At 68.2% G+C, this 19,050-nt stretch carries 20 protein-coding genes; 11 read left to right on the forward strand and 9 right to left on the reverse strand.

Features of this window, described 5'->3' with window-relative positions; genetic code table 11:
• Positions 1-19: 19 nt before the first annotated feature.
• The 4 genes from AB0M15_RS03795 to AB0M15_RS03810 are packed head-to-tail and all read left to right on the forward strand — an operon-like array spanning position 20 to position 3,525.
• Positions 20-943, forward strand: coding sequence for an ABC transporter ATP-binding protein (locus tag AB0M15_RS03795; protein WP_363813560.1), 924 nt, complete (start codon positions 20-22; stop codon positions 941-943).
• The gene (locus tag AB0M15_RS03800) at positions 940-1,707 is read left to right on the forward strand and encodes an ABC transporter permease (protein ID WP_363813562.1); all 768 of its coding nucleotides are present in this window, start codon (positions 940-942) and stop codon (positions 1,705-1,707) included. Before AB0M15_RS03795 ends, AB0M15_RS03800 begins: the two co-directional genes overlap by 4 nt.
• Positions 1,708-1,729: 22 nt before the next feature.
• Complete coding sequence (locus tag AB0M15_RS03805) at positions 1,730-2,905, forward strand: histidine kinase (RefSeq protein ID WP_363813564.1); 1,176 nt, start codon at positions 1,730-1,732, stop codon at positions 2,903-2,905.
• Positions 2,902-3,525 (forward strand): response regulator transcription factor, encoded by a 624-nt coding sequence (locus AB0M15_RS03810; RefSeq protein WP_363813566.1) that lies wholly within the window; start codon positions 2,902-2,904, stop codon positions 3,523-3,525. Before AB0M15_RS03805 ends, AB0M15_RS03810 begins: the two co-directional genes overlap by 4 nt.
• On the opposite strand, the gene AB0M15_RS03815 is transcribed toward AB0M15_RS03810, so the two are convergent.
• Together AB0M15_RS03815 and AB0M15_RS03820 are read right to left on the reverse strand one after the other, a co-directional pair.
• Positions 3,490-3,918: a hypothetical protein gene (locus AB0M15_RS03815; protein WP_363813568.1), complete on the reverse strand. Its 429-nt coding sequence runs from the start codon at positions 3,916-3,918 to the stop codon at positions 3,490-3,492. The genes AB0M15_RS03810 and AB0M15_RS03815 overlap by 36 nt on opposite strands.
• Positions 3,915-4,748 carry a GNAT family N-acetyltransferase gene (locus AB0M15_RS03820; RefSeq protein WP_363813570.1) on the reverse strand — a complete coding sequence of 278 codons (834 nt, stop codon included), beginning with the start codon at positions 4,746-4,748 and terminating at the stop codon, positions 3,915-3,917. The genes AB0M15_RS03815 and AB0M15_RS03820 overlap by 4 nt, the downstream gene beginning before the upstream one ends.
• Before the next feature lie 56 nt (positions 4,749-4,804).
• Here AB0M15_RS03820 and AB0M15_RS03825 point away from each other — a divergent pair, with 56 nt between their 5' ends.
• The 4 genes from AB0M15_RS03825 to mptB are packed head-to-tail and all read left to right on the forward strand — an operon-like array spanning position 4,805 to position 8,724.
• The gene (locus AB0M15_RS03825) at positions 4,805-5,431 is read left to right on the forward strand and encodes a PadR family transcriptional regulator (protein WP_363813572.1); all 627 of its coding nucleotides are present in this window, start codon (positions 4,805-4,807) and stop codon (positions 5,429-5,431) included.
• A gap of 60 nt (positions 5,432-5,491) precedes the next feature.
• Positions 5,492-6,478, forward strand: coding sequence for an ATP-binding cassette domain-containing protein (locus AB0M15_RS03830; RefSeq protein ID WP_363813574.1), 987 nt, complete (start codon positions 5,492-5,494; stop codon positions 6,476-6,478).
• The gene (locus AB0M15_RS03835; protein WP_343975873.1) at positions 6,475-7,239 is read left to right on the forward strand and encodes an ABC transporter permease; all 765 of its coding nucleotides are present in this window, start codon (positions 6,475-6,477) and stop codon (positions 7,237-7,239) included. The genes AB0M15_RS03830 and AB0M15_RS03835 overlap by 4 nt, the downstream gene beginning before the upstream one ends.
• Before the next feature lie 48 nt (positions 7,240-7,287).
• Entirely contained in the window at positions 7,288-8,724 is a 1,437-nt protein-coding gene (gene mptB / locus AB0M15_RS03840; protein WP_363813576.1) for a polyprenol phosphomannose-dependent alpha 1,6 mannosyltransferase MptB, read from the forward strand.
• Here the strand turns inward: mptB and menD are convergent.
• Genes menD through AB0M15_RS03855 form a run of 3 tightly spaced genes read right to left on the reverse strand, consistent with a single transcriptional unit; the run spans position 8,711 to position 12,533 of the window.
• Positions 8,711-10,384, reverse strand: coding sequence for a 2-succinyl-5-enolpyruvyl-6-hydroxy-3-cyclohexene-1-carboxylic-acid synthase (gene menD, locus AB0M15_RS03845; protein WP_363813578.1), 1,674 nt, complete (start codon positions 10,382-10,384; stop codon positions 8,711-8,713). The genes mptB and menD overlap by 14 nt on opposite strands.
• Complete coding sequence (locus tag AB0M15_RS03850; protein WP_363813580.1) at positions 10,381-11,307, reverse strand: o-succinylbenzoate synthase; 927 nt, start codon at positions 11,305-11,307, stop codon at positions 10,381-10,383. Before AB0M15_RS03850 ends, menD begins: the two co-directional genes overlap by 4 nt.
• Positions 11,304-12,533 carry an AMP-binding protein gene (locus tag AB0M15_RS03855; protein ID WP_363813582.1) on the reverse strand — a complete coding sequence of 410 codons (1,230 nt, stop codon included), beginning with the start codon at positions 12,531-12,533 and terminating at the stop codon, positions 11,304-11,306. Before AB0M15_RS03855 ends, AB0M15_RS03850 begins: the two co-directional genes overlap by 4 nt.
• Before the next feature lie 89 nt (positions 12,534-12,622).
• Here AB0M15_RS03855 and AB0M15_RS03860 point away from each other — a divergent pair, with 89 nt between their 5' ends.
• On the forward strand, positions 12,623-13,495 hold the full coding sequence (locus AB0M15_RS03860) for a 1,4-dihydroxy-2-naphthoate polyprenyltransferase (protein WP_363813584.1): 873 nt from the start codon (positions 12,623-12,625) through the stop codon (positions 13,493-13,495).
• Here the strand turns inward: AB0M15_RS03860 and AB0M15_RS03865 are convergent.
• Complete coding sequence (locus AB0M15_RS03865; protein ID WP_363813586.1) at positions 13,492-14,616, reverse strand: PLP-dependent cysteine synthase family protein; 1,125 nt, start codon at positions 14,614-14,616, stop codon at positions 13,492-13,494. The two genes, AB0M15_RS03860 and AB0M15_RS03865, sit on opposite strands and share 4 nt — an antisense overlap.
• A gap of 114 nt (positions 14,617-14,730) precedes the next feature.
• Here AB0M15_RS03865 and AB0M15_RS03870 point away from each other — a divergent pair, with 114 nt between their 5' ends.
• Together AB0M15_RS03870 and AB0M15_RS03875 are read left to right on the forward strand one after the other, a co-directional pair.
• Positions 14,731-15,747, forward strand: a complete 1,017-nt coding sequence (locus AB0M15_RS03870; RefSeq protein ID WP_363813587.1) for a M48 family metallopeptidase — start codon at positions 14,731-14,733, stop codon at positions 15,745-15,747.
• 17 nt (positions 15,748-15,764) lie between these two features.
• Complete coding sequence (locus tag AB0M15_RS03875; RefSeq protein ID WP_363813588.1) at positions 15,765-16,250, forward strand: GNAT family N-acetyltransferase; 486 nt, start codon at positions 15,765-15,767, stop codon at positions 16,248-16,250.
• 58 nt (positions 16,251-16,308) lie between these two features.
• Here the strand turns inward: AB0M15_RS03875 and AB0M15_RS03880 are convergent, their stop codons facing one another.
• The 3 genes from AB0M15_RS03880 to AB0M15_RS03890 all read right to left on the reverse strand — a co-directional run bounded on the left by AB0M15_RS03880 (position 16,309) and on the right by AB0M15_RS03890 (position 19,049).
• On the reverse strand, positions 16,309-17,862 hold the full coding sequence (locus AB0M15_RS03880; RefSeq protein WP_363813590.1) for an MFS transporter: 1,554 nt from the start codon (positions 17,860-17,862) through the stop codon (positions 16,309-16,311).
• 62 nt (positions 17,863-17,924) lie between these two features.
• Positions 17,925-18,536 carry a TetR/AcrR family transcriptional regulator C-terminal ligand-binding domain-containing protein gene (locus AB0M15_RS03885; RefSeq protein WP_363813592.1) on the reverse strand — a complete coding sequence of 204 codons (612 nt, stop codon included), beginning with the start codon at positions 18,534-18,536 and terminating at the stop codon, positions 17,925-17,927.
• Between the two features lie 261 nt (positions 18,537-18,797).
• The gene (locus AB0M15_RS03890; protein WP_363813594.1) at positions 18,798-19,049 is read right to left on the reverse strand and encodes a DUF4229 domain-containing protein; all 252 of its coding nucleotides are present in this window, start codon (positions 19,047-19,049) and stop codon (positions 18,798-18,800) included.
• Position 19,050: the final 1 nt, after the last annotated feature.

Below are 19,050 nucleotides of genomic sequence, written 5' to 3' on the forward strand. Positions count from 1 at the left end.
GGCCGCCAAGCTGATCCGTATGGACGAATCAGCGGTCATCCAGGTCGAGCGGCTCACCCGCCGGTACGCCGGCAGGCCCGGGTACGAGGCAGTTCGCGGCGTCGACTTCTCCGTACGCCGGGGTGAGCTCTTCGCGTTGCTCGGCACCAACGGCGCCGGCAAGACCTCCACGCTGGAGGTGCTCGAAGGGCTCGCGCAACCGACCTCCGGGACGGTCCGGGTGCTCGGTCACGATCCTTACCGGGATCGGCGGATGGTCCGGCCGCGGATCGGAATCATGTTGCAGGACAGGGGTTTCGCGGCCGATCTGACCGTCGCCGAGACCACCAAGATGTGGACCGGGACGCTCAGCACCCCGCGCCAGGTCGGCGAGATCCTCGAACTCGTCGAGCTGACCTCGCGGGCCGGCGTCCGCGTCCGTCAGTTGTCCGGTGGCGAGCGGCAACGGCTGAGCCTCGGGCTCGCGATCGCCGGGCAGCCGGACCTGCTGTTCCTCGACGAACCCACCGCCGGTCTCGACCCGGAGAACCGGCAGAACACCTGGCAGCTGATCTCCGGGCTGCTGTCGTCGGGTACGACGGTGCTGCTCACCACGCACTACCTGGCCGAAGCCGCCGAGCTCGCCGACCGGTTGGCGATCATGCACCACGGCCGGATCGTCGGCCTCGGTACGCCGGCCGAGATCGCCGGCATCCGGCCGGCCCGGATCTCTTTCCATCTGCCCGCCGGCGCCACCCTCCCGGACCTCCCGCGGGCTGTTGCCACCGTCAACAGCAGTGGCAAGGTCCTGCTCGACACCGAGGATCTCCAGCTCACCCTCACCGCGCTGCTGGCCTGGGCGGCACCGGCCGGGATCCAGCTGACAGACCTCACCGCCCGCCCGGCATCGCTGGAGGAAGCCTTTCTCGCGATTGCCGAGTCCGGTCATGGAGCCGCCGCATGACTTCCCTGGCCTGGTCGGAAGCACTGCTGCTCCGACGCAATCCCCTTGCCGTGCTGATCGCGATCGGACTGCCGATCGGCGTCGTGCTCGGCCTGAAGTCCTCAACGGAGTTGATGTCCGTCGTCGCCGGCGACCAGGGCACAGCGATCGTCATCACCGTCGCCGCGGTCTCGCTGAACCTGTTCGTCTACTACAACCTCGTCACCTCGCTGGTGGCTCGTCGAGAGGAGCTCGTCCTCAAGCGGCTGCGCACCGGCGAGGCGACCGACCTGCAGATCCTGGCCGGCAGCGCGACACCCGCGGTAGCGATCGCGTGGGGCCAGGCGGTCCTCGCCGGTCTCACCAGCGCGGTGCTCTTCGGGCTCCCACTGCCGGTGAACTTCCTACTCGTCGTGCTGGCGCTGGTACTGGGTGCATTGGTGTTCGTCCTGCTGGCCGCTGCCACCACTGCGCTGACCCGCAACGTCGAGCTGGCGCAGCTGACCACTACTCCCCTGCTGCTCATCCCGCTGAACTTCAGTGGGCTCTACTTCCCGCTGTCCGACATGCCGGGAGCGCTGGAGCAGGTAGCGCGGCTGCTGCCGCTGACGCCGGTGGTGGAGTTGCTGCGACTCGGCCTGTCGGGCATCACTCCGGACGGGAGCACGGTGAGCTTGGCGGGGTCGTTCGCGCCGGCAGTACAGCCGGTGCTTGTACTACTGGCCTGGGTGATCGTCGGTGGGCTGGCAACGCGCCGCTGGTTCCGCTGGGAGCCACGGCATTGAGGGACGTGACAGGCTGAGCAGCATGCTTCCCGTCCCGCGCTGGTGGCTCGAGCGCAGCAGAGCCGAGCGCTTCGACATCACCCTCCGCTGGCCGCTGTACGCCCTGACCGGCGGGGAGTTGCTCCTCGCCGTGCTGATCACCGTCGGGCAGCGGGATGTTCACATCGCGGGTGCTGTGCTGTTCCTCGCCGTCGTCGCCGCGCACACCACGGCCAACCTGTTCCTGCTCCGCGCGGCCATCAGCAGGTACCTGACCGGAACCCCGGTCGCCGGTCGTCTGATCGCAGTTCCCGCTGCCTTGACTCTTGCCGGCCTCCTTGCTGCGGACCTGGCCTTCCCCAGGTTCGGCTGGGGTGGCGGCGAGGCAGAACTCCACATCCCCATCAGCATCGTGCTGATCGGCGGCTTGACCTTTGCTCTGACGCCGATGCTGCGGTGGCTGCCGCTGCTGGCCGTGATCATCGCCGGAGCGGCGGTGGCCGGCGTGTGGTCGCTCCAGCTGGATCCGGCGATCGCCTTTGTCTCCTGGGCTGTTTTCATCGTCTTCACCTGCCGCGTCTCGGTCTGGACCCTCAGCCTCGGCTGGGAGATCGACCGGTCCCGCGCGGTCAGCGCTCAGCTGGCGATCGCGGAGGAGCGGCTGCGGTTCGCGCGGGATCTGCACGACACGCTCGGGCACAACTTGTCGCTGGTCGCAGTACAGAGCGAGCTTGCCGCAGCCCTGGCCACGCGGGGTGACGAGAAGGCGGCCGAACAGATGCTGGGCATACGCCAGATCGCCCACGACTCCCTGCGCGAGATGCGAGCCGTCGTCAGCGGCTACCGCACCACGGACCTGGCTTCCGAGCTGGCCGGTGCTCAATCCGTACTCCGCTCCGCCGGCGTCGACTGTCGCGTCATCGGCGACGGCTCGAACCTGCCGCCGGCCACGCAGGCAGCGCTCGGCTGGGTCGTCCGCGAAGCCACCACGAACGTCATCCGCCACAGCAACGCGACCATCTGCAAGATCGAACTGGACCTGAGCCCCGACCTCACCGTCCTCCGGATGGAGAACGACGGCGTCCGCGCCAGCGCGGAGACGGGTGGCACCGGCATCGCCGGCCTCCGCGAACGCCTCGGTTCCCTCGGCGGCACCCTGACCGTCGGCAGCACCCCCGGCCACTTCATCCTGGTCGTCCAACTCCCGGCGACGCCATGATCCGGATCCTGCTCGCCGACGACGAGAACCTCATCCGTACCGCCTTGGCCGCTCTGTTGTCGCTGGAGGAAGACCTGGAGGTGGTCGGTCAGGCGGCATCGGCTGACGAGGCCCTCGCGATGGCCCGCCTTCATCGCCCGGACGTCGCAGTACTTGACCTCCAGATGCCCGGCGTCACCGGCTCCAGCGCAATCGGCGGCATCGGCGTAGTACAGGCCCTCCGATCCGAACTCCCCACCTGCACCTGCCTGATCGTGACCGGCCACGCCCGCCCCGGCCACCTCAAACAAGCCCTGACCGCAGGCGTCCGAGGCTTCCTCCCCAAAACCGTCTCGGCGCAAGTCCTCGCCGACGTCATCCGCACCATCCACACCGGCGGCCGCTACGTAGACCCAGAACTGGCCGCCGAAGCCATCTCAGCCGGTGACAACCCGCTGACCCCACGCGAAGCCGAAGTCCTCGACTACGCCGCCGACGGCGCCCCGATCGACCAAATAGCCCGCCGCGCCTCCCTCTCCCCCGGCACGGTCCGCAACTACCTCTCCTCAGCCGCCACCAAACTCAACACCACCAACCGCTACGAATCAGTCCAGGTAGCCCGCACCCACGGCTGGATCTAGCTCGGCGACGGCAAGGAGGGGCGGTGAGGGTGCGGTGGATTCGGGGGGTGCCGCGTGGCGACCGGAGCTCAATGCCCGGATCGCCATGCATACACAACCCCCACACCGACCGTCGACACGCCGTGGCAAGCGTTCGCCGAGCGAGTTACGTATGCACTGACGGACCGCCCCGGGCAACCGGCGACGCGGTGCGGTGCAGAAGACGGCGCCCAGCACGTCGCCGGTGTCGTCGTGGATCGACAGGAAGACCGGTGGCGCGGGGTCGTGCAGGATGCCGTTGATCCGGTCCTCGGTGTTACTGAGGATGTAGGAGTTGAGCACCGGATCGCTTTGCAGGAAAGGGAAAGCGATCGCCTTGAACTCTGCTGGGTCGTTGGTTACGCGGATCTTCATGGCGCGAAGATCAGGTCGACGAAGTCGGTGACGGGGAGGTAGCCGAGTTGGGCGTAGATTTTGTTGGAGGTGGGGTTGGCCAGGTCGGTGTAGAGGCAGGGTTTGATGCCTTGGGCAAGGAGTTTGGCGGTGACCTCGCCGGTGAGGGCGCCGGCGTAGCCGTGGCGGCGGTGGTCGGGTGGGGTGTAGACGGGGCCTACGCGGCTGACGCCGAAGACGGGGTGGCGGTAGGCGGCCATGCTGACTGGTTCGCCGTTGGCTTCCCAGATCCAGAGGGTGCCTTGGGCGAGCTTGTGTTCGGCCCAGTTGGGTTCGAGGAAGGGGGCCTCCTCGGGGAAGCCGTCCAGGATCCAGTCGTGGGCCAGTTGTACGTCGGTCGCGCGCATCGGGCGGAGGCTTCCGGGGGCCGTGAGCGGGGTGAGCGCCTCGAGCTGGTGCAGGCGGGTGCCGGCTGACTCCGTCCAGGGGGCACGGTCTGCACCTGACAGTTCGGACCAGCGTTGGCCGAAGGCAGTGACGGCAGCGCGGTCGCCGGCGACGCCGCCGAGTTCGGGGAGCACCTCGAAGTACGCCTCGGCGACCTCGGCCGCCAGGTCCGCTCGGAGGGCGCCGACATAGACGCGCCGGCCGGGAGTACGCATCGCGGCGCCGGTCACCTCGCCCGCATCGTCGTGGACGGAGACGAAGTACGACGGCTCGGGTTCGTACTGACTGGCGGCTCGGTCGGAGACGTTGCTCATGATCAAGGTGTGGAGGACCGGGTCCTGCTCCAGGAACGGGAAGACGGTCGCCTGGAAGTCCGCCGGATCGGTGGTCAGCCGCGTGCTCATGGCCAGTCACCCTACGGGCAGCATCGGAGACGGGCAGGTGAATTTACACTGCGATCATGTCCACCACGCGATTGCTCCTGCTCGGGGTCGTCCGGATCTTCCAGCCCGCGTACGGGTACCAGCTGCGCCGCGAGCTGATGACCTGGCAGGTGGAGCACTGGGCGAACATCAACCCCGGCTCGATCTACACCGGGCTGCGCACGCTGGCCAAGCACGGCTACCTGCTGGAGCTGGAGGAAGGCGCCGGGCGCAAACCCGGCAGGACGTCGTACAAGCTGACCAGCGACGGCGAGTCGGAGTACTTCTCGCTGCTGCGGTCTGCGCTGTGGACCGTCAACGGCTTCCAGCCCGGCCAGATGCAGGCGGCGCTCAGCTTCGTCTGGTCGCTGCGTCGCGACGAGGTACTGGCCGCGCTCGAGTCGCGGATCGTGCAGCTGGAGCAGCTCGAGAAGGCCGAGCCGTTCGCCGAGCGGCAGATCGTCGAAGATCCCGGTACGCCGAACCATGTGGTGGAGATGTTCCGTATCTCCAGCGCCCGCGACCGGGGCGAGCTGGAGTGGACCCGCGGCTTCCGTCAGCGGGTTGCCGACGGGGAGTACTCGTTCGCCGGCGAGCCGCCGAGCTGGGAGCCTCCACCCGGCCTGGCGACACACTGGGGCACCATCCCCGACCCGCCCGGCTGAGCCAGGTTTCAGATTTAATCAACATTGACTATTCAATGTTGATTGTTCGAGACTGTCCGCATGATGATCGAAGCTCGCGGACTCGTCCGCACCTTCAAGACCAAGCGCGGGCCGGTGCAGGCCGTGCAGGGGGTAGACCTGGATGTCGCCGACGGGGAGATCGTCGGCTTCCTCGGCCCGAACGGGGCCGGCAAGACCACCACGATGCGGATGCTGGCGACCCTGATCACGCCGACCAGCGGCACCGCGACCGTGGCCGGCTGCGACCTGGCCAAGGATCCGGTCGGCGTCCGCCGGCGGATCGGGTACGTCCCGCAGAGCGGCTCGACGCTGCCCGAGGCGATCGCCGGTGACGAGGTCGTCGACCACGCCCGGCTGTACGGCGTGAGCAAGAAGCAGGCTGCTGCCGACGGCCAGGCGCTGTTCGACGAGCTGGACCTGCCGGGGCTGTGGCGGCGGCAGTGCAAGACCCTGTCGGGCGGCCAGCGGCGCCGGCTCGACATCGTGATGGGGCTGATCCACGACCCCAAGCTGATCTTCCTGGACGAGCCGACCACCGGCCTCGACCCGCAGGCGCGGGCGAACCTGTGGGAGCACATCCGGGGTCTGCGCGACCGCGGCGCGACGATCTTCCTCACCACCCACTACCTGGACGAGGCGGACGCGCTCTGCGACCGGATCCTGGTCATCGACCACGGCAAGATCGTCGCGGCCGGCAAGCCCGAGGAGCTCAAGCAGCAGGTCTCCGGCGACGCCGTCCGGCTGAGCCTGGCCGACGCCACCCAGGCGCCGCCGGTGAGCAAGATCGTCGCGGAACTGCCGGGTGCGGTCGCGGTCGAGACCGACGGCGACGTGGTCGCCTTCCGGATCCCGAAGGGCGGCTCGGTACTGCCGTCCCTGCTCCGCTCGATCGATGCCCAGGGCATCGAGTTGCACGGCGTCGAAGTACATCGTCCGACCCTGGACGACGTGTTCCTGACGATGACCGGCCGATCCCTGCGCGACGAGGACGCTCCGCCGGCGGAAGAGAAGGAGGTGGTCGCATGAAGGTCCTGACCGATACCTGGATCGTCTTCAACCGCGCGATGCGGCTGTCGTTGCGCAACCCGATGTGGTCGATCCTGATGCTCAGCCAGCCGCTGATGTACCTGTTCCTGTTCGGTCCGCTGCTGAAGCCGATCACCGCGCAGATCAGCCAGGGCGCGACCACGAACGCCTACCAGGTGTTCATCCCCGGCCTGATCGTCCAGCTCGGCATGTTCGGCGCGATGTTCGTCGGATTTGGCCTGATCGCCGAGTACCGGGCCGGCGTGATCGAGGCCGACCGGGTCACCCCGGCCTCCCGGATCGCGCTGATGGCAGGACGCGTACTACGAGACGTCGTGGTACTCGTCGTGCAGTCGATCCTGCTGCTGCTGGCCGCGTTGCCACTGGGCCTGCGCGCACCGTGGGGCGGCGTACTGCTGTCGCTGGTGATCGTCGCCCTGCTCGGCGCGACCTTCGCCTCACTCTCGTACTCCGTCGCGCTCATCACCAAGAGCGAGGACGCGCTGGCGCCGCTGCTCAACGGCATCGCCATGCCGCTCCTGCTGCTGTCCGGCATCCTGCTGCCGATGCAGATCGGCCCGACCTGGCTGCAGCGGCTGTCCGACATCAGCCCGCTGAAGCACGTCGTCAACGGCGTTCGCGCCCTCTTCCGCGGCGACATCTCCAGCAGCGCGTCCCTGTGGGGCCTCTTCTGGGTGGTACTGCTCACTGTCGTCGGACTGGCAGTAGGAGCACGCACCTTCCGCAAGGAATCCGCCTGACCCTTCGTGTTCATCAGGGGGTCGTTTTAGCGAACTAGCGTTGGCGGTATGCGAGTACCGTCGGCGCTGGTTCGTGGGGTGGTCGGCTCTTGTGTCGTAGCCGCCTCATCCCTGGTGACGTCGGTGGTGCCGGAGTCCTCTTGGGTGGCGGCGCTGCCGATTGCCAGTGAGTTGCGGGCGACGCTGCCGGGGCGGATGACCGGGCTGGCGTTCATGGTGGCCGGGCTGGGGCTGATGGTGTGGGCCTGGCTCTCGGTCGGGCGGCAAGTGCTGGCCGGCAAGCGGTACCGGCTCACGCCGTTCATCGTGTGGACGAGTGTGCCGCTACTGCTGGGACCGCCCTTGTTCAGCAGGGATGTCTGGAGCTACGCGGCGCAGGGCGCGCTCGTCGCCGAGGGGTACGACCCCTACAGCGTCGGCCCGGGCGTACTGAGCGGCCACATCGTCGAGGCGGTCGACCCGATGTGGATGCAGACGCCTGCGCCGTACGGTCCGATACCTCTCGCGTACGGCGGTCTCGTGGCGCGGCTGACCATGGACCCGTACGTGCTCATGCTGGCTCATCGCCTGCTCGCAGTACTCGGCTTCGTACTGATCGCCTGGGCCGTACCGCGGCTCGCCACCGCCTGCCGGGTGAACCCGGCCATCGCAACCTGGCTGGTCGTCGCCAACCCGATGCTGATCGCGCACGGCCTGGGCGCGGCCCACAACGACATCCTCATGTTGGGACTCGCCTGCGCTGCCTTCGCCATCGCCCTCACCGGTCATTGGGGTACAGCTGCTGTCCTCGCCGGTACCGCTGCCGCCGTGAAGCTGCCCGGTGGGCTCGTGGTCGTCGCCATCGCGGCCGTGATGAGCCCGCTGGCCGGGCGCGCTCGCCTGCGGCTGGCCAGCCTGACCATTGCGGGGGCGATCTCGGTACTGACGCTGGTGACCGTTGGCGAGCTGACCGGGGTGGGGTCGGGCTGGCTCAGTGCGCTCGATGTACCGGGGCTGATCAAGTCGCCTTTGTCGATCTCCAATCTGATTGCGCTGGGGGCTTCCGGCGTACTGGAGTGGCTGGGGGAAGACACGGCGGCGCAGCAGGCCCTGCAGATCGTGCGGTTGCTGGCGATGCTCATCGCGATCGGGCTGATCGCAGTACTGGGGTTGCGGTCGTCGATCCACAACGCTGCGCGGGCGGTGGGGATCGCTTTGCTGGCACTGGTTCAGTTGGGGCCGACAGCGCACGACTGGTACTTCATCTGGTGCCTGCCGTTCCTGGCGGTGGCGCGGCCCGGCCGCAAGCTCACCACCGCCCTGATCGGCGTCAGTATCGTCCTGACCATCGCCTCGCCGCTCAACTCCTCGCTGCGCGGCGCAATCATCCCAATCCTCGTCACCACTGCACTGGTACTCGTCGTGGTCGGCTGTTTGCTCGGCCGCCTCCGCACCCTGCAGCCGGCTCGCCCCGCACCTACCAAGGTTGCAGTTACAGCTGGCTGACTGCCTGGTGCAGGTCGGCATGTAGGTCGCGGTGGGTCGAGCGATCCACCCTGACCTCCACTACGTCGATGCCGGCCACTGTGCGGGCCAGTACCTCGCGCAGCTCATCTGCCGTCTCTACCAGTTGGTGTGGCGTGCCGGTGGCCGCGCAGAGTGCGGCGAGGTCGACGTTGTGCGGGGTGCCGAAGACGCGCTCGAAGTGGTCGGCGTGCTCGCCACCACCTTGCTCGAGCGTGGCGAAGATCCCACCACCGTTGTCATTGAGCACCACGATCCGCAGGTCTGGCCGAGGCTCGGCAGGACCGATCACCAGCCCGTTGCTGTCGTGCAGGAAGGCCAGATCACCAACCAGCGCGTAGGTCGCGCCCGCATTGGCCAATGCAGCGCCGACGGCCGTGGAGAGGGTGCCGTCGATGCCCGCCAGGCCACGGTTGGCCACCGTGCGGATCGGGACGACCGGAGCCAGGTCGAGATCCCGCACCACATTGGAGGATGCCACGACGAGCATGCCGTCGGCGCCGACCGCCTCGCCAAGCACTGCAGCAACCAGCGGCCCCGACAACCCACCTGGCGCCGACCCGACGGCCCCCGTCGGCCCGGCTGCGAGCACCTTGTCCACTGCGGCTCGAGCTAGTTGGTCGGCGTGCAGCCAGCGATCCAGCCAGTCGGTCTGATCGGAGCCGATCACCTCAAGGCCGGTGACGACCGAGGCGGCGCGGTGGGCGGCGTCGGGCCACAGACCGGTGGGAGCGACCACGATCACCTCGACCTCCGGACGCGCGAGCAACTTGGAAATCGGCCGCGACAACGTCGGATGCCCGAACACAATCACCCGCTCGATCTCATCACCGATAGAGGTTGCTGCCAGCAACAATCTGTAGGAGGAGATGACGGCGGGGCCGGTCCTCGCGCGGCTGGAGGGTTCGGCGAAGAGGGGCCAGTTGCCGGCTTCGGCGGCTAGGCGGGCGGCTTGGGAGGCGCCGTCGCCCGCGACTACGACTGTTTTTGGGCCGGGGGCTACTGCGGAGGGCTGGGCGCCGGTGGCGTGCACGCTTGTCCATGGGCCGGTGGTGCGGCCGTCGAGCGGCTCGGGCCAGTCGCCGTCGTCGGTGGGCACTAGCGGTTCGACGAGCGGGCAGTTGAGTTGCACGGGGCCTGGGTCGGCCGTGCGGGCGCCAACAGATGTCGACACCGCGCGGGCGATCGACGAGCGCCAGTAGGCGACCTGGCCGAGTTGCTTGCTCGGCGTACCGAGCTCGTGGAACAGGCGGACGGCGTCGCCGAATACCTTCAGCTGGTCGGTGGTCTGGTTGGCACCGGTCCCCCGCAGCTCGGGCGGGCGGTCAGCGCTAAGCACGATCAGGGGCAAGCCACTGTGGGATGCCTCGAGCACTGCGGGGTGGAGGTTGGCTACCGCAGTACCGGACGTCGTCACCACCGGCACCGGCAGACCGGTTCCACGGATCAGGCCGATCGCCAGGAAGCCCGCAGTACGTTCGTCGATGCGCACGTGGAGGCGCAGCCGCCCGTCGCGGTCGGCAGCGGCTAGCGCGAGAGCCAGTGGAGTGCTTCGGGAGCCGGGAGCCAGTACGGCCTCGCGGACGCCGGACCTGATCAGCTCGTCGACCACCACAGTCGCGAATGCCGTGGACGGGTTCATCTGGTTCCTCTCAGTGCTTCTACCCTCGCGAACCGCGCTTCCCACTTGGCTGTGGTCGCTTGGTCGGCGGTTGGCAACTCTGTCGTAGGTACTAGGCGCTTCACCGGCAGGAAGCCGTTGACCGGCAGCAGCGGCTCGTCGACGACCTCTGCCGTGAACATGGAGACAGTGGCGAGGCCGCACGCGTACGGGAGCTCGGGGAGAGCCGCTGCGAGCGCAACCCCGGCAGCGATCCCGATGGAGGTCTCCAACGCCGAGGAGACGACCACGGGCAGACCGATCTGCTCGGCGATGTCTAGGCATGCCCGAACGCCGCCGATCGGCTGCACCTTCAGTACTGCGATGTCGGCGGCCCCAAGCTTCTTCACCAGCAGGGGATCCTCGGCCCGACGGATGGACTCATCCGCGGCGACCAGTACGTCGGTACGGCGTCGCACTGCCGCCAGGTCTTCCACTGACGCACAGGGCTGCTCGACATACTCCAGGTCAAACCGCCGAAGCTCGTTCAACGCCCGCAACGCTTCGTCAACAGACCAAGCCCCGTTGGCATCGATGCGCACCTGCCCGCCGCCAATTGCGTCGCGGACAGCCTCAACCCGCTCCAAGTCATCCCTGAGCGTCTGACCCGGCTCGGCAACCTTCACCTTCGCCGTCGCGCACCCCGACGCCCGCACGATCGCCGCAGCCTTCTCCGGCCCGATCGCCGGCACAGTGCAGTTCACCGGTACTTCGGTACGCACCGCCGCAGGCCACCCGTCATACGCGGCCTCGTACGCCGCCCGAAGCCAAGCCACACAGGTCGCATCGTCGTAGTCCAGAAACGGCGACCATTCAGCCCACCCCGCCGGCCCCTCGAACAACATCCCCTCGCGCACCGTGATCCCGCGAAACCGGTTCTTCAGCCCGATCGCATAGGTGATCACCGCACACCGTCCAACAGCTTCTGCCGATCAACCTTGCCCGAGGCAAGCATCGGCAACGCACTCAGCCCCACCACCTGCCGAGGCGCCCAGGTCCGCGGCAACACCTCACCGACAAAGTCCCGCAGCTCATCCCGCCCGACCTCCCCGACCACGAACGCCACCACCCGCGAACCCCATTCACTGTCGGGAACCCCCAGCACAACAGCATCCTTGACCCCCGGATGCTCCAGCAACCGCGCCTGCACAGCGGTCACCGTCACATTCACCCCACCAGAAATCACCACATCATCAACCCGCCCCACCACCCGCAACCGCCCGTCGACCAGTTCCCCCCGATCCTGAGTCCGGAACCACCCGTCCCGCAGCACCTCCGCAGTCAACTCAGGCTGCAACCGATACCCCGAGAAGAGCGTCGGCCCACTGATCCAGATCCGCCCACTCCCCCCGCCCGGCACGTCCCCGAGCGTGCTCCGGCCACCGCCCTGCACGTCGCCCAGCACCTCATCGGCCCTGCCGCCCGCTCCCCGCTCACGCCCGCCAGACCGCCCGGCGGGCGGTTCTTCGGCGAGGCGCAGCTGCGTGCCGCTCAGCGGTTCGCCTGCGTAGACGCAGCCGCTGCCGGTCTCGGTCATGCCGTAGGACGGGATCGCATTCACCCCGGCGTCGGCCGCTCTCGCCTTCAGGTCGGCGGGCATTGCGGCGCCGCCGATGATGATGGCGTCGAAGCGGCGGAGCATGTCCTGGTCTTCGGGAGTTTCCAGGTAGCGAGCAAGCTGCGTTGGCACCATCGCCGTGTATTGGCGGGGCGCGGTCAGTGCCATCGCGCCGGCGGCGAAGGTGGGGTGGTCGGCGGCGACCACTGGGGGGTAGCCCGAGAGGATCGAGCGGGTGAGGACCTGCAGGCCGCCTACGAAGTAGGGCTGCATCGGGAGTAGCCATTGGCCGGCGCCGCCGAGGCGGTCGTGGGTTGCTTCGGCTGAGGCGATCAGGGCGGCGATGGAGAGCATTACGCCCTTGGGTTCGCCGGAGGAGCCGGAGGTGGCGAGGACTACGCCGATGTCGGATGACTCGAGGGGTGCGTCGGGGGCCACCGCCTGACGGACGCGCGCGGCAGCAGCCGGATCGCCCGGCAAAGGCGCGAACGCAGTACCGGTGCCGTCCAGCAAGCCGGTCAGCGCCGACAGCACGGCATCCGGGGTGCCAGGGACCAGCCGCAACGTAGACATGTCCCTCCGAGCGTACGGCGCACCCCGTGCGACCCCGCGTCCCGTACCGCCTGCAAACCCTTACCGACCGGCTGACAGAATCGGTTGCCATGGCCACCCCTGCCCAGTGGATCGAAGGCGCTCGCCCTCGCACCCTGCCCGCCGCGATCGCTCCCGTGCTCGTCGGTACCGGCGCAGCCGCCTACCTGGACGGTTTCGTCTGGTGGAAGGCCCTGCTCGCGCTCGGCGTCGCCCTGGCGCTCCAGATCGGCGTCAACTACGCGAACGACTACAGCGACGGCATTCGCGGCACAGACGAGAACCGGGTCGGCCCCCTCCGCCTGGTAGGCGCCAAGGTAGCCACCCCACAGCAGGTGAAGACAGTCGCCTTCACCTGCTTCGGCATCGGCGCAGCACTCGGCCTAGTACTAGCCATCACCACCACTTGGTGGCTGCTAGTCCCAGGAGCCGCCTCGATCCTCGGCGCCTGGTTCTACACCGGCGGTAAGAAGCCCTACGGCTACCGCGCCCTGGGCGAGATCAGCGTCTTCCTCTTCTTCGGCCTGGTCGCAGTGCTTGGTACTACCTACGTCCAAGCCGAGAAGCTCCACTGGACCGCACTAGCCGGCGCAGTGGCCATCGGCAGCATCGCCTGCGCACTCCTGGTCGCCAACAACCTCCGCGACATCCCCACCGACTCGGTGACCGGCAAGCGCACCCTGGCCGTAGTACTAGGCGCCGCCAACTCAAGGCGCCTGTACGCCGGACTAGTAGCCCTCGCCTTCATCCTGGCAGCCGTCTCAGCCGTAGCGACCCCCTGGACGCTCCTGGCCCTGATCGCCCTGCCACTAGCCGCCAAAGCAGTCAAGACCGTCCTGAGCGACGCAGTCGGCCCAGCACTCATCCCCGTGCTCCAGGGCACAGGCCTGACCGAACTGGTCTACGCCATCGGCCTCACGGTCGGCCTCTTCCTAGGCAACTAGCGCACAGGCTCCCGCCAGCGCCCAGTCTGAGCAAACCCCTCCAGCGTCTCGGCATACGGCGCCAGATCGATCCCACTGCGCTTCAGCCAGTCGTCGTCGTAATACGTGTCGCCATACAGCCCGCCGCTGTCGCACAGCAGCGTCACGATGCTCCCCTGTACGCCGGTACGCCGCATCTCCGCCGCCAGCCGCAGGGCTCCCCACAGGTTGGTACCGGTCGAGCCACCCACCAACCGCCCGGTCACCGCCGAGCAGAACCGCATCGCCGCGATCGACGCCGCATCCGGCACTGCGATCATCCGGTCGACCACCCCGAGCACGAACGACGGCTCCACCCGCGGCCGCCCGATCCCCTCGATCCGGGACGGCCGCCCGGTCGCGAAGTCACCGTCGAGCGACTCGAAGGCCGGGAAGAAGGCCGAGTTCTCCGGATCGACCACGGCCACAGACGTCTCGTGCCGCTGGTACCGGACGTACCGGCCGATCGTCGCCGAGGTGCCGCCGGTGCCCGCGCCGACCACGATCCAGGTCGGGATCGGGTGCTGCTCGAGCGAGAGCTGGTTGAAGATCGACTCGGCGATGTTGTTGTTGCCCCGCCAGTCGGTCGCCCGCTCGGCGTAGGTGAACTGGTCCATGTAGTGCCCGCCGGTCTCCTCGGCCAGCCGCTTGGCCTCGCCGTAGATCTGCCCGGAGCGCTCGACGAAGTGGCAGCGGCCGCCGTAGAACTCGATCAGCCCGATCTTCTCCGCGCTGGTCGAGGCCGGCATCACTGCGATGAACGGCAGCCCGAGCAGCCGGGCGAAGTACGCCTCGCTGACCGCGGTGGAGCCGCTGGACGCCTCGATCACGGTGGTGCCCTCACCGATCCAGCCGTTGCAGAGGGCGTACAGGAACAGGGACCGGGCCAGCCGGTGCTTGAGCGAGCCGGTCGGATGCACCGACTCGTCCTTCAGATACAGGTCGACGCCGACCGAGGCCGGCATCGGGAACGCGTGCAGGTGGGTGTCGGCACTGCGATTGGCATCGGCCTCGACGAGCCGGATCGCCTCGGAGACCCAGGCCCGGGCCTTGTCGTCGCGCCGATCAACCTCCCGCGACGGCATTGGACGGTTGCTACTCATCTGGTCAGGCTAGGACAGTACCGACGGTTTAGGTATTCCTACTCTCTGCAACCGGACCAACCGGACCCCGAAGCGAGCTAGGTTGGAGGTCTACGCCGACCCGTGGGGGATCTGATGAGTGAGAACGAAGAGCGGCCGACCCGGCAGCGGGTGACGCTGACCGACATCAGCTCGCGCGCCTGGGAGCACCCGGCCGACCGCGGCGCCCTGGTCGCGCTGCGCCAGCTCAAGGGCTTCGACTTCATCCTGCGGAAGATGTCCGGGCTGATCAACGAGCGGGCCTTCCGGCTGCAGTTCCTCGGCTCGGCGATCCGGGTCGACGAGCGTCAGTTCCCCAAGATCCACACCCTGTACACCGAGGCCGCGACGACCCTCGACGTCCGTCAGCTGCCCGAGCTGTACGTCACCAACAGCCCGGTCTGGAACGCGGTCACGATCGGCATGGACAAGCCGTTCATCGTGCTCAACAGCGCGCTGATCCAGGGCCTCGACGACGAGGAGACCCGGTTCATCCTCGGCCACGAGCTCGGCCACGCGCAGAGCGGGCACGCGTTGTACCAGTCGCTGCTGCTCTGGCTGATGCGCCTCACGGGTGCCGTCAACTGGATGCCGATCGGCGCCTTCGGGCTGCGGGCGATCATCGCCGCGCTGCACGAGTGGTCGCGCAAGGCGGAGCTGTCCGGCGACCGGGCCGGCCTGCTCGCGGTCCAGGACCCGGCGGCCGCGCTGCGGGTGCAGATGAAGCTCGCCAGCGGTGGCCAGCTCGACCAGCTGGACACGACCGCCTTCCTGGCCCAGGGCACGGAGTACGAGAGCTCCGGCGACCTGCGCGACAGCGTGCTCAAGCTGCTGTTGCTCGAGGCGCAGTCGCACCCGCTGGCCGTCATCCGCGCGCACGAGCTGCGCCGCTGGGTGGACGAGGGCGAGTACACCTCGATCGTCTCCGGTACGTACCCGAAGCGCCAGGAGGACGGCGACGCCTCGATGACGCAGGAGGCGAGGAACGCGGCCAAGTCGTACTCCGACTCCTTCGCCCGCTCGCAGGACCCGCTGGCCAAGCTGCTGCGCGACATGGGTGACGGCCTCGGCGGCGTCCGCGACTGGGTCTCGTCGAAGTTCCCGCCCCGCTGATCCGGCACACTGTCGGCGTGATCGAACTCCAGGAACTCACCCCGGACGACTGGAAGCTGTGGCGCGAGCTCCGGCTCGCCGCCCTCGCGGAGGCGCCGTACGCCTTCGGCTCGCGACTGGCCGACTGGGCCGACGCCGAGGAGGAGCGCTGGCGGGCCCGCCTCGACCTGCCCGGCTCCCGCAACTTCGTCGCCGTCCTGGACGGTACGCCGGTAGGGATGGCCAGCGGCGTACGCACCGACGAGGACGGCGTCGTCGAGCTGATCTCGATGTGGATCGCGCCGGCCGGCCGCGGCCGCGGCATCGGCGACCAGCTGATGGCCCAGGTCGAGCGCTGGGCCCGCGACGAGGCCGCCGCCCATACCCTCCAGCTGTCGGTTGCCGATGGCAACGAGAGGGCGCACGCGCTCTACCTGCGCAGCGGTTTCGCCGACACCGATCTCGAGGGCGAGCTGATGCCCGACGGCATCCACCGCGAGATCGTGATGCGCAAACAGCTGTAGGCAGGACGAAGGGCCGCCTCCCCCTCCGGAAGACGGCCCTTCGCGTACTGCGGTGAGGTCAGCCCATGTGGACCGGCTGGCCGTCTCCGGCCAGGTCCTTGTGCTTGACCGACAGGCCGACCAGGGTGATCAGCGCGGCACCGACGAACATGATCGCCGAGACCATGAACGCGGTGGTGAAGCCGTGCGTGGTAGCGACCGCCTCGGCCTGCTTGGCGAGTACGCCGGCCTGGTCGGGCGCGGCCTGCGACGCCTTCGCCAGGCCCGGTGCGAGCTCGGTGAACTTGTCCTTGATCGCGTTGGTGGAGACCGTGCCCAGCAGTGCCAGGCCGACCGCTCCACCGATCTGCTGGACGGTGTTCAGTACCGCCGAACCGACCCCGGAGTCCTCGTTCGCGACCCCGCTGACCGCGGTCAGCGTGAGCGGTACGAAGATCAGGCCCATCCCGAAGGACAGCAGCAGGATGTACGGCAGCAGGTGGGCGGCGTAGCTGGAGCCCACCTCCAGCTGGGTGAAGCCGAACATTCCGCCGGCGGCGATCGCCGCACCGGCACCGGAGATCCAGCGCGGGTCCATCCGGGCGATCAGCGTGGAGGCGAGCTGGGCCGCGACCACGATGCCGAAGCTGAACGGCAGGAACGCGAAACCGGTCTTCAGCGCGCTGTAGCCGAGCACGTTCTGGATGAAGATGCCCAGGAAGTAGAACATCGAGAACAGCGCCGCACCGACGATCAGCATCACGAAGAAGCTCACCCCGCGGGTCCGGTTCGCGAGGATCCGGAACGGCATCAGCGCGTGCCGCGACCGGGCCTCGATCAGCAGGAAGACACCGATCAGGGCCACGCCGCCGATGATGAACGCGAGGGTGGCGCTGTTGCCCCAGCCCTTGCTGCCGGCGTGGGTCAGACCGTAGACCAGCGAGGTCAGACCGATCGTGCCGGTGATCGCACCCGGCAGGTCGAACTTGCCGTGCTGGCGGGCCGACTCACCGAGGTACCGGATCGCCAGCAGCGCCACGATCAGGCCGATCGGGGTGTTGATGAAGAAGGTCCAGCGCCACGACGCCTCGGTCAGCAGACCACCGAGGATCAGGCCGACGGCGGCACCCGCACCGGACATCGCCGCGTAGACGGCCATCGCGCGGTTGCGCTCCTTGCCGGCCGGGAAGGTGGTGGTGATCAGGGCGAGCGCGTTCGGCGAGGCCGCCGCGGCGCCCAGGCCCTGCAGCACCCGGCTGGCCAGCAGCAGAGTCTCGTTCTGGGCGATACCACCGAGGAAGGACGCGACGCCGAACAGCACCACGCCGAACATGAACACCTTGCGGCGGCCGAGGATGTCCCCGATCCGGCCGCCGAGCAGCAGCAGACCACCGAAGGCCAGCGCGTAGGCGTTGACCACCCACGGCAGTGAGCCGTTGGTGAAGCCGAGGTCCTTCTGGATGTGCGGCAGGGCGATGTTGACGATGGTGCCGTCGAGCACCACCATCAGCTGCGCCATGCTGATCAGCGCGAGCGCGATACCGAGATTGCGGTGGCCGTGGGTAGCCGGTTCGGCCACCGAGTCGACCGGTCGCCCCTCTGGCGGGTCGGCCTTGATGACGTCTTCAGACATGCTGGAATATCCCCTCTTGGGTGTAACTGGCTTTTAGGTCGCTGGTCCGGCCCCTCACCGGCTCAGCTCACCTGCGACCCCCGCGCCGCAGGCATGATCACGTTGTCGATCACTCGGAGAATGAGGTCCTCGGTCGGCTCGATCCCGAGCACGAAGGCCTGGTGGACGATGATCGCGGGCAGTGTCACCGACAGCAGTTCGACGTCGACGTCGGCGGCGATCTCCCCGCGCTCGACTGCGCGCTGGTAGACCCCGTTGGTGATCGCGATCCGGGGCGCCAGGAAGTACTTCTGGAAGGCCGCCTTGAGATCCGGGTCGCGGTGCAGCGCGGTCATCAGACCGGCCATCACCGACATCGGCATCTCCTCGGTGAATCCGCCCTGGCCGCACGACATCGAGATCAGGTCGCCGCGCAGGCTGCCGGTGTCGACTTCCTCGGGCATCGGGCAGCCCTTGGCCCGGCTGATCGCGTCCGCGACCAGCTCCGCCTTGGTCGACCACCGCCGGTACAGCGTCGCCTTGCTGGCCTTGGCGGCCGTCGCCACCGCGTCCATCGTCAGCCGGTCGTAACCCAGCTCGGCGAGCGTCGCGAGGGTCGCGTCGAGGATCTCGTCCTCGCGCCCGCCCTCGACCCGCGGCCGCTGGCGCGGACCTGCATCGGCAACATCGGCCATGATCTCTGCATCACCCTCGGTAGTCAGCTGGTAGCCGATAGAACGAAACGGTTTCGTTTCATCAACCACGTTACGACTCATGTGAAGGAGTGCACAAATGATTTTCTTCCGGAGGCTTCTGTGTCCTACGTCACTCTCAGTACCAGCGCTCCACTGGTCTTACTCATTCCCGCCTGAACAGACGCAAACAGCCGGCCGCCATCAGGCGAGCCGACTGTCCGCTATCCGGTCTACGAAAGCTCAGTCGGTACTACGAGAAGCTCAGTCCTCGTCCTCCGCAGACCGGGCGGCTTCCATCCGGGAGGCGATCCGGCCGGCCCGCTCGTCGATCTTGGCGGCCAGCCGGTCGCGGGCGGAGCGGAGTACGAACAGGGACAGGATGGCGGTGATGAACAGGGCGAGCAGGGCCAGCGGCCAGGCGCTCAACCAGTAGTGGAAGGCGACCCAGAGGATGCCGAAGGAGACCAGGAACAGGGCCAGCCGCAGGCCGGTGTAGATGGCGAATTCCTTCATG

It is taken from the genome of Kribbella sp. NPDC051718 (genome assembly GCF_040681515.1).
Lineage (GTDB): Bacteria > Actinomycetota > Actinomycetes > Propionibacteriales > Kribbellaceae > Kribbella.

What these genes read in the sequence shown, in the direction of transcription:
- AB0M15_RS03795 (WP_363813560.1), top strand. Translation starts at nt 20, where the DNA reads ATGGACGAATCAGCGGTCATCCAGGTCGAGCGGCTCACCCGCCGGTAC.
- AB0M15_RS03800 (WP_363813562.1), top strand. Translation starts at nt 940, where the DNA reads ATGACTTCCCTGGCCTGGTCGGAAGCACTGCTGCTCCGACGCAATCCC.
- AB0M15_RS03805 (WP_363813564.1), top strand. Translation starts at nt 1,730, where the DNA reads ATGCTTCCCGTCCCGCGCTGGTGGCTCGAGCGCAGCAGAGCCGAGCGC.
- AB0M15_RS03810 (WP_363813566.1), top strand. Translation starts at nt 2,902, where the DNA reads ATGATCCGGATCCTGCTCGCCGACGACGAGAACCTCATCCGTACCGCC.
- AB0M15_RS03815 (WP_363813568.1), bottom strand. Translation starts at nt 3,918, where the DNA reads ATGAAGATCCGCGTAACCAACGACCCAGCAGAGTTCAAGGCGATCGCT.
- AB0M15_RS03820 (WP_363813570.1), bottom strand. Translation starts at nt 4,748, where the DNA reads ATGAGCACGCGGCTGACCACCGATCCGGCGGACTTCCAGGCGACCGTC.
- AB0M15_RS03825 (WP_363813572.1), top strand. Translation starts at nt 4,805, where the DNA reads ATGTCCACCACGCGATTGCTCCTGCTCGGGGTCGTCCGGATCTTCCAG.
- AB0M15_RS03830 (WP_363813574.1), top strand. Translation starts at nt 5,492, where the DNA reads ATGATGATCGAAGCTCGCGGACTCGTCCGCACCTTCAAGACCAAGCGC.
- AB0M15_RS03835 (WP_343975873.1), top strand. Translation starts at nt 6,475, where the DNA reads ATGAAGGTCCTGACCGATACCTGGATCGTCTTCAACCGCGCGATGCGG.
- mptB (WP_363813576.1), top strand. Translation starts at nt 7,288, where the DNA reads ATGCGAGTACCGTCGGCGCTGGTTCGTGGGGTGGTCGGCTCTTGTGTC.
- menD (WP_363813578.1), bottom strand. Translation starts at nt 10,384, where the DNA reads ATGAACCCGTCCACGGCATTCGCGACTGTGGTGGTCGACGAGCTGATC.
- AB0M15_RS03855 (WP_363813582.1), bottom strand. Translation starts at nt 12,533, where the DNA reads ATGTCTACGTTGCGGCTGGTCCCTGGCACCCCGGATGCCGTGCTGTCG.
- AB0M15_RS03860 (WP_363813584.1), top strand. Translation starts at nt 12,623, where the DNA reads ATGGCCACCCCTGCCCAGTGGATCGAAGGCGCTCGCCCTCGCACCCTG.
- AB0M15_RS03865 (WP_363813586.1), bottom strand. Translation starts at nt 14,616, where the DNA reads ATGAGTAGCAACCGTCCAATGCCGTCGCGGGAGGTTGATCGGCGCGAC.
- AB0M15_RS03870 (WP_363813587.1), top strand. Translation starts at nt 14,731, where the DNA reads ATGAGTGAGAACGAAGAGCGGCCGACCCGGCAGCGGGTGACGCTGACC.
- AB0M15_RS03880 (WP_363813590.1), bottom strand. Translation starts at nt 17,862, where the DNA reads ATGTCTGAAGACGTCATCAAGGCCGACCCGCCAGAGGGGCGACCGGTC.
- AB0M15_RS03885 (WP_363813592.1), bottom strand. Translation starts at nt 18,536, where the DNA reads ATGGCCGATGTTGCCGATGCAGGTCCGCGCCAGCGGCCGCGGGTCGAG.
- AB0M15_RS03890 (WP_363813594.1), bottom strand. Translation starts at nt 19,049, where the DNA reads ATGAAGGAATTCGCCATCTACACCGGCCTGCGGCTGGCCCTGTTCCTG.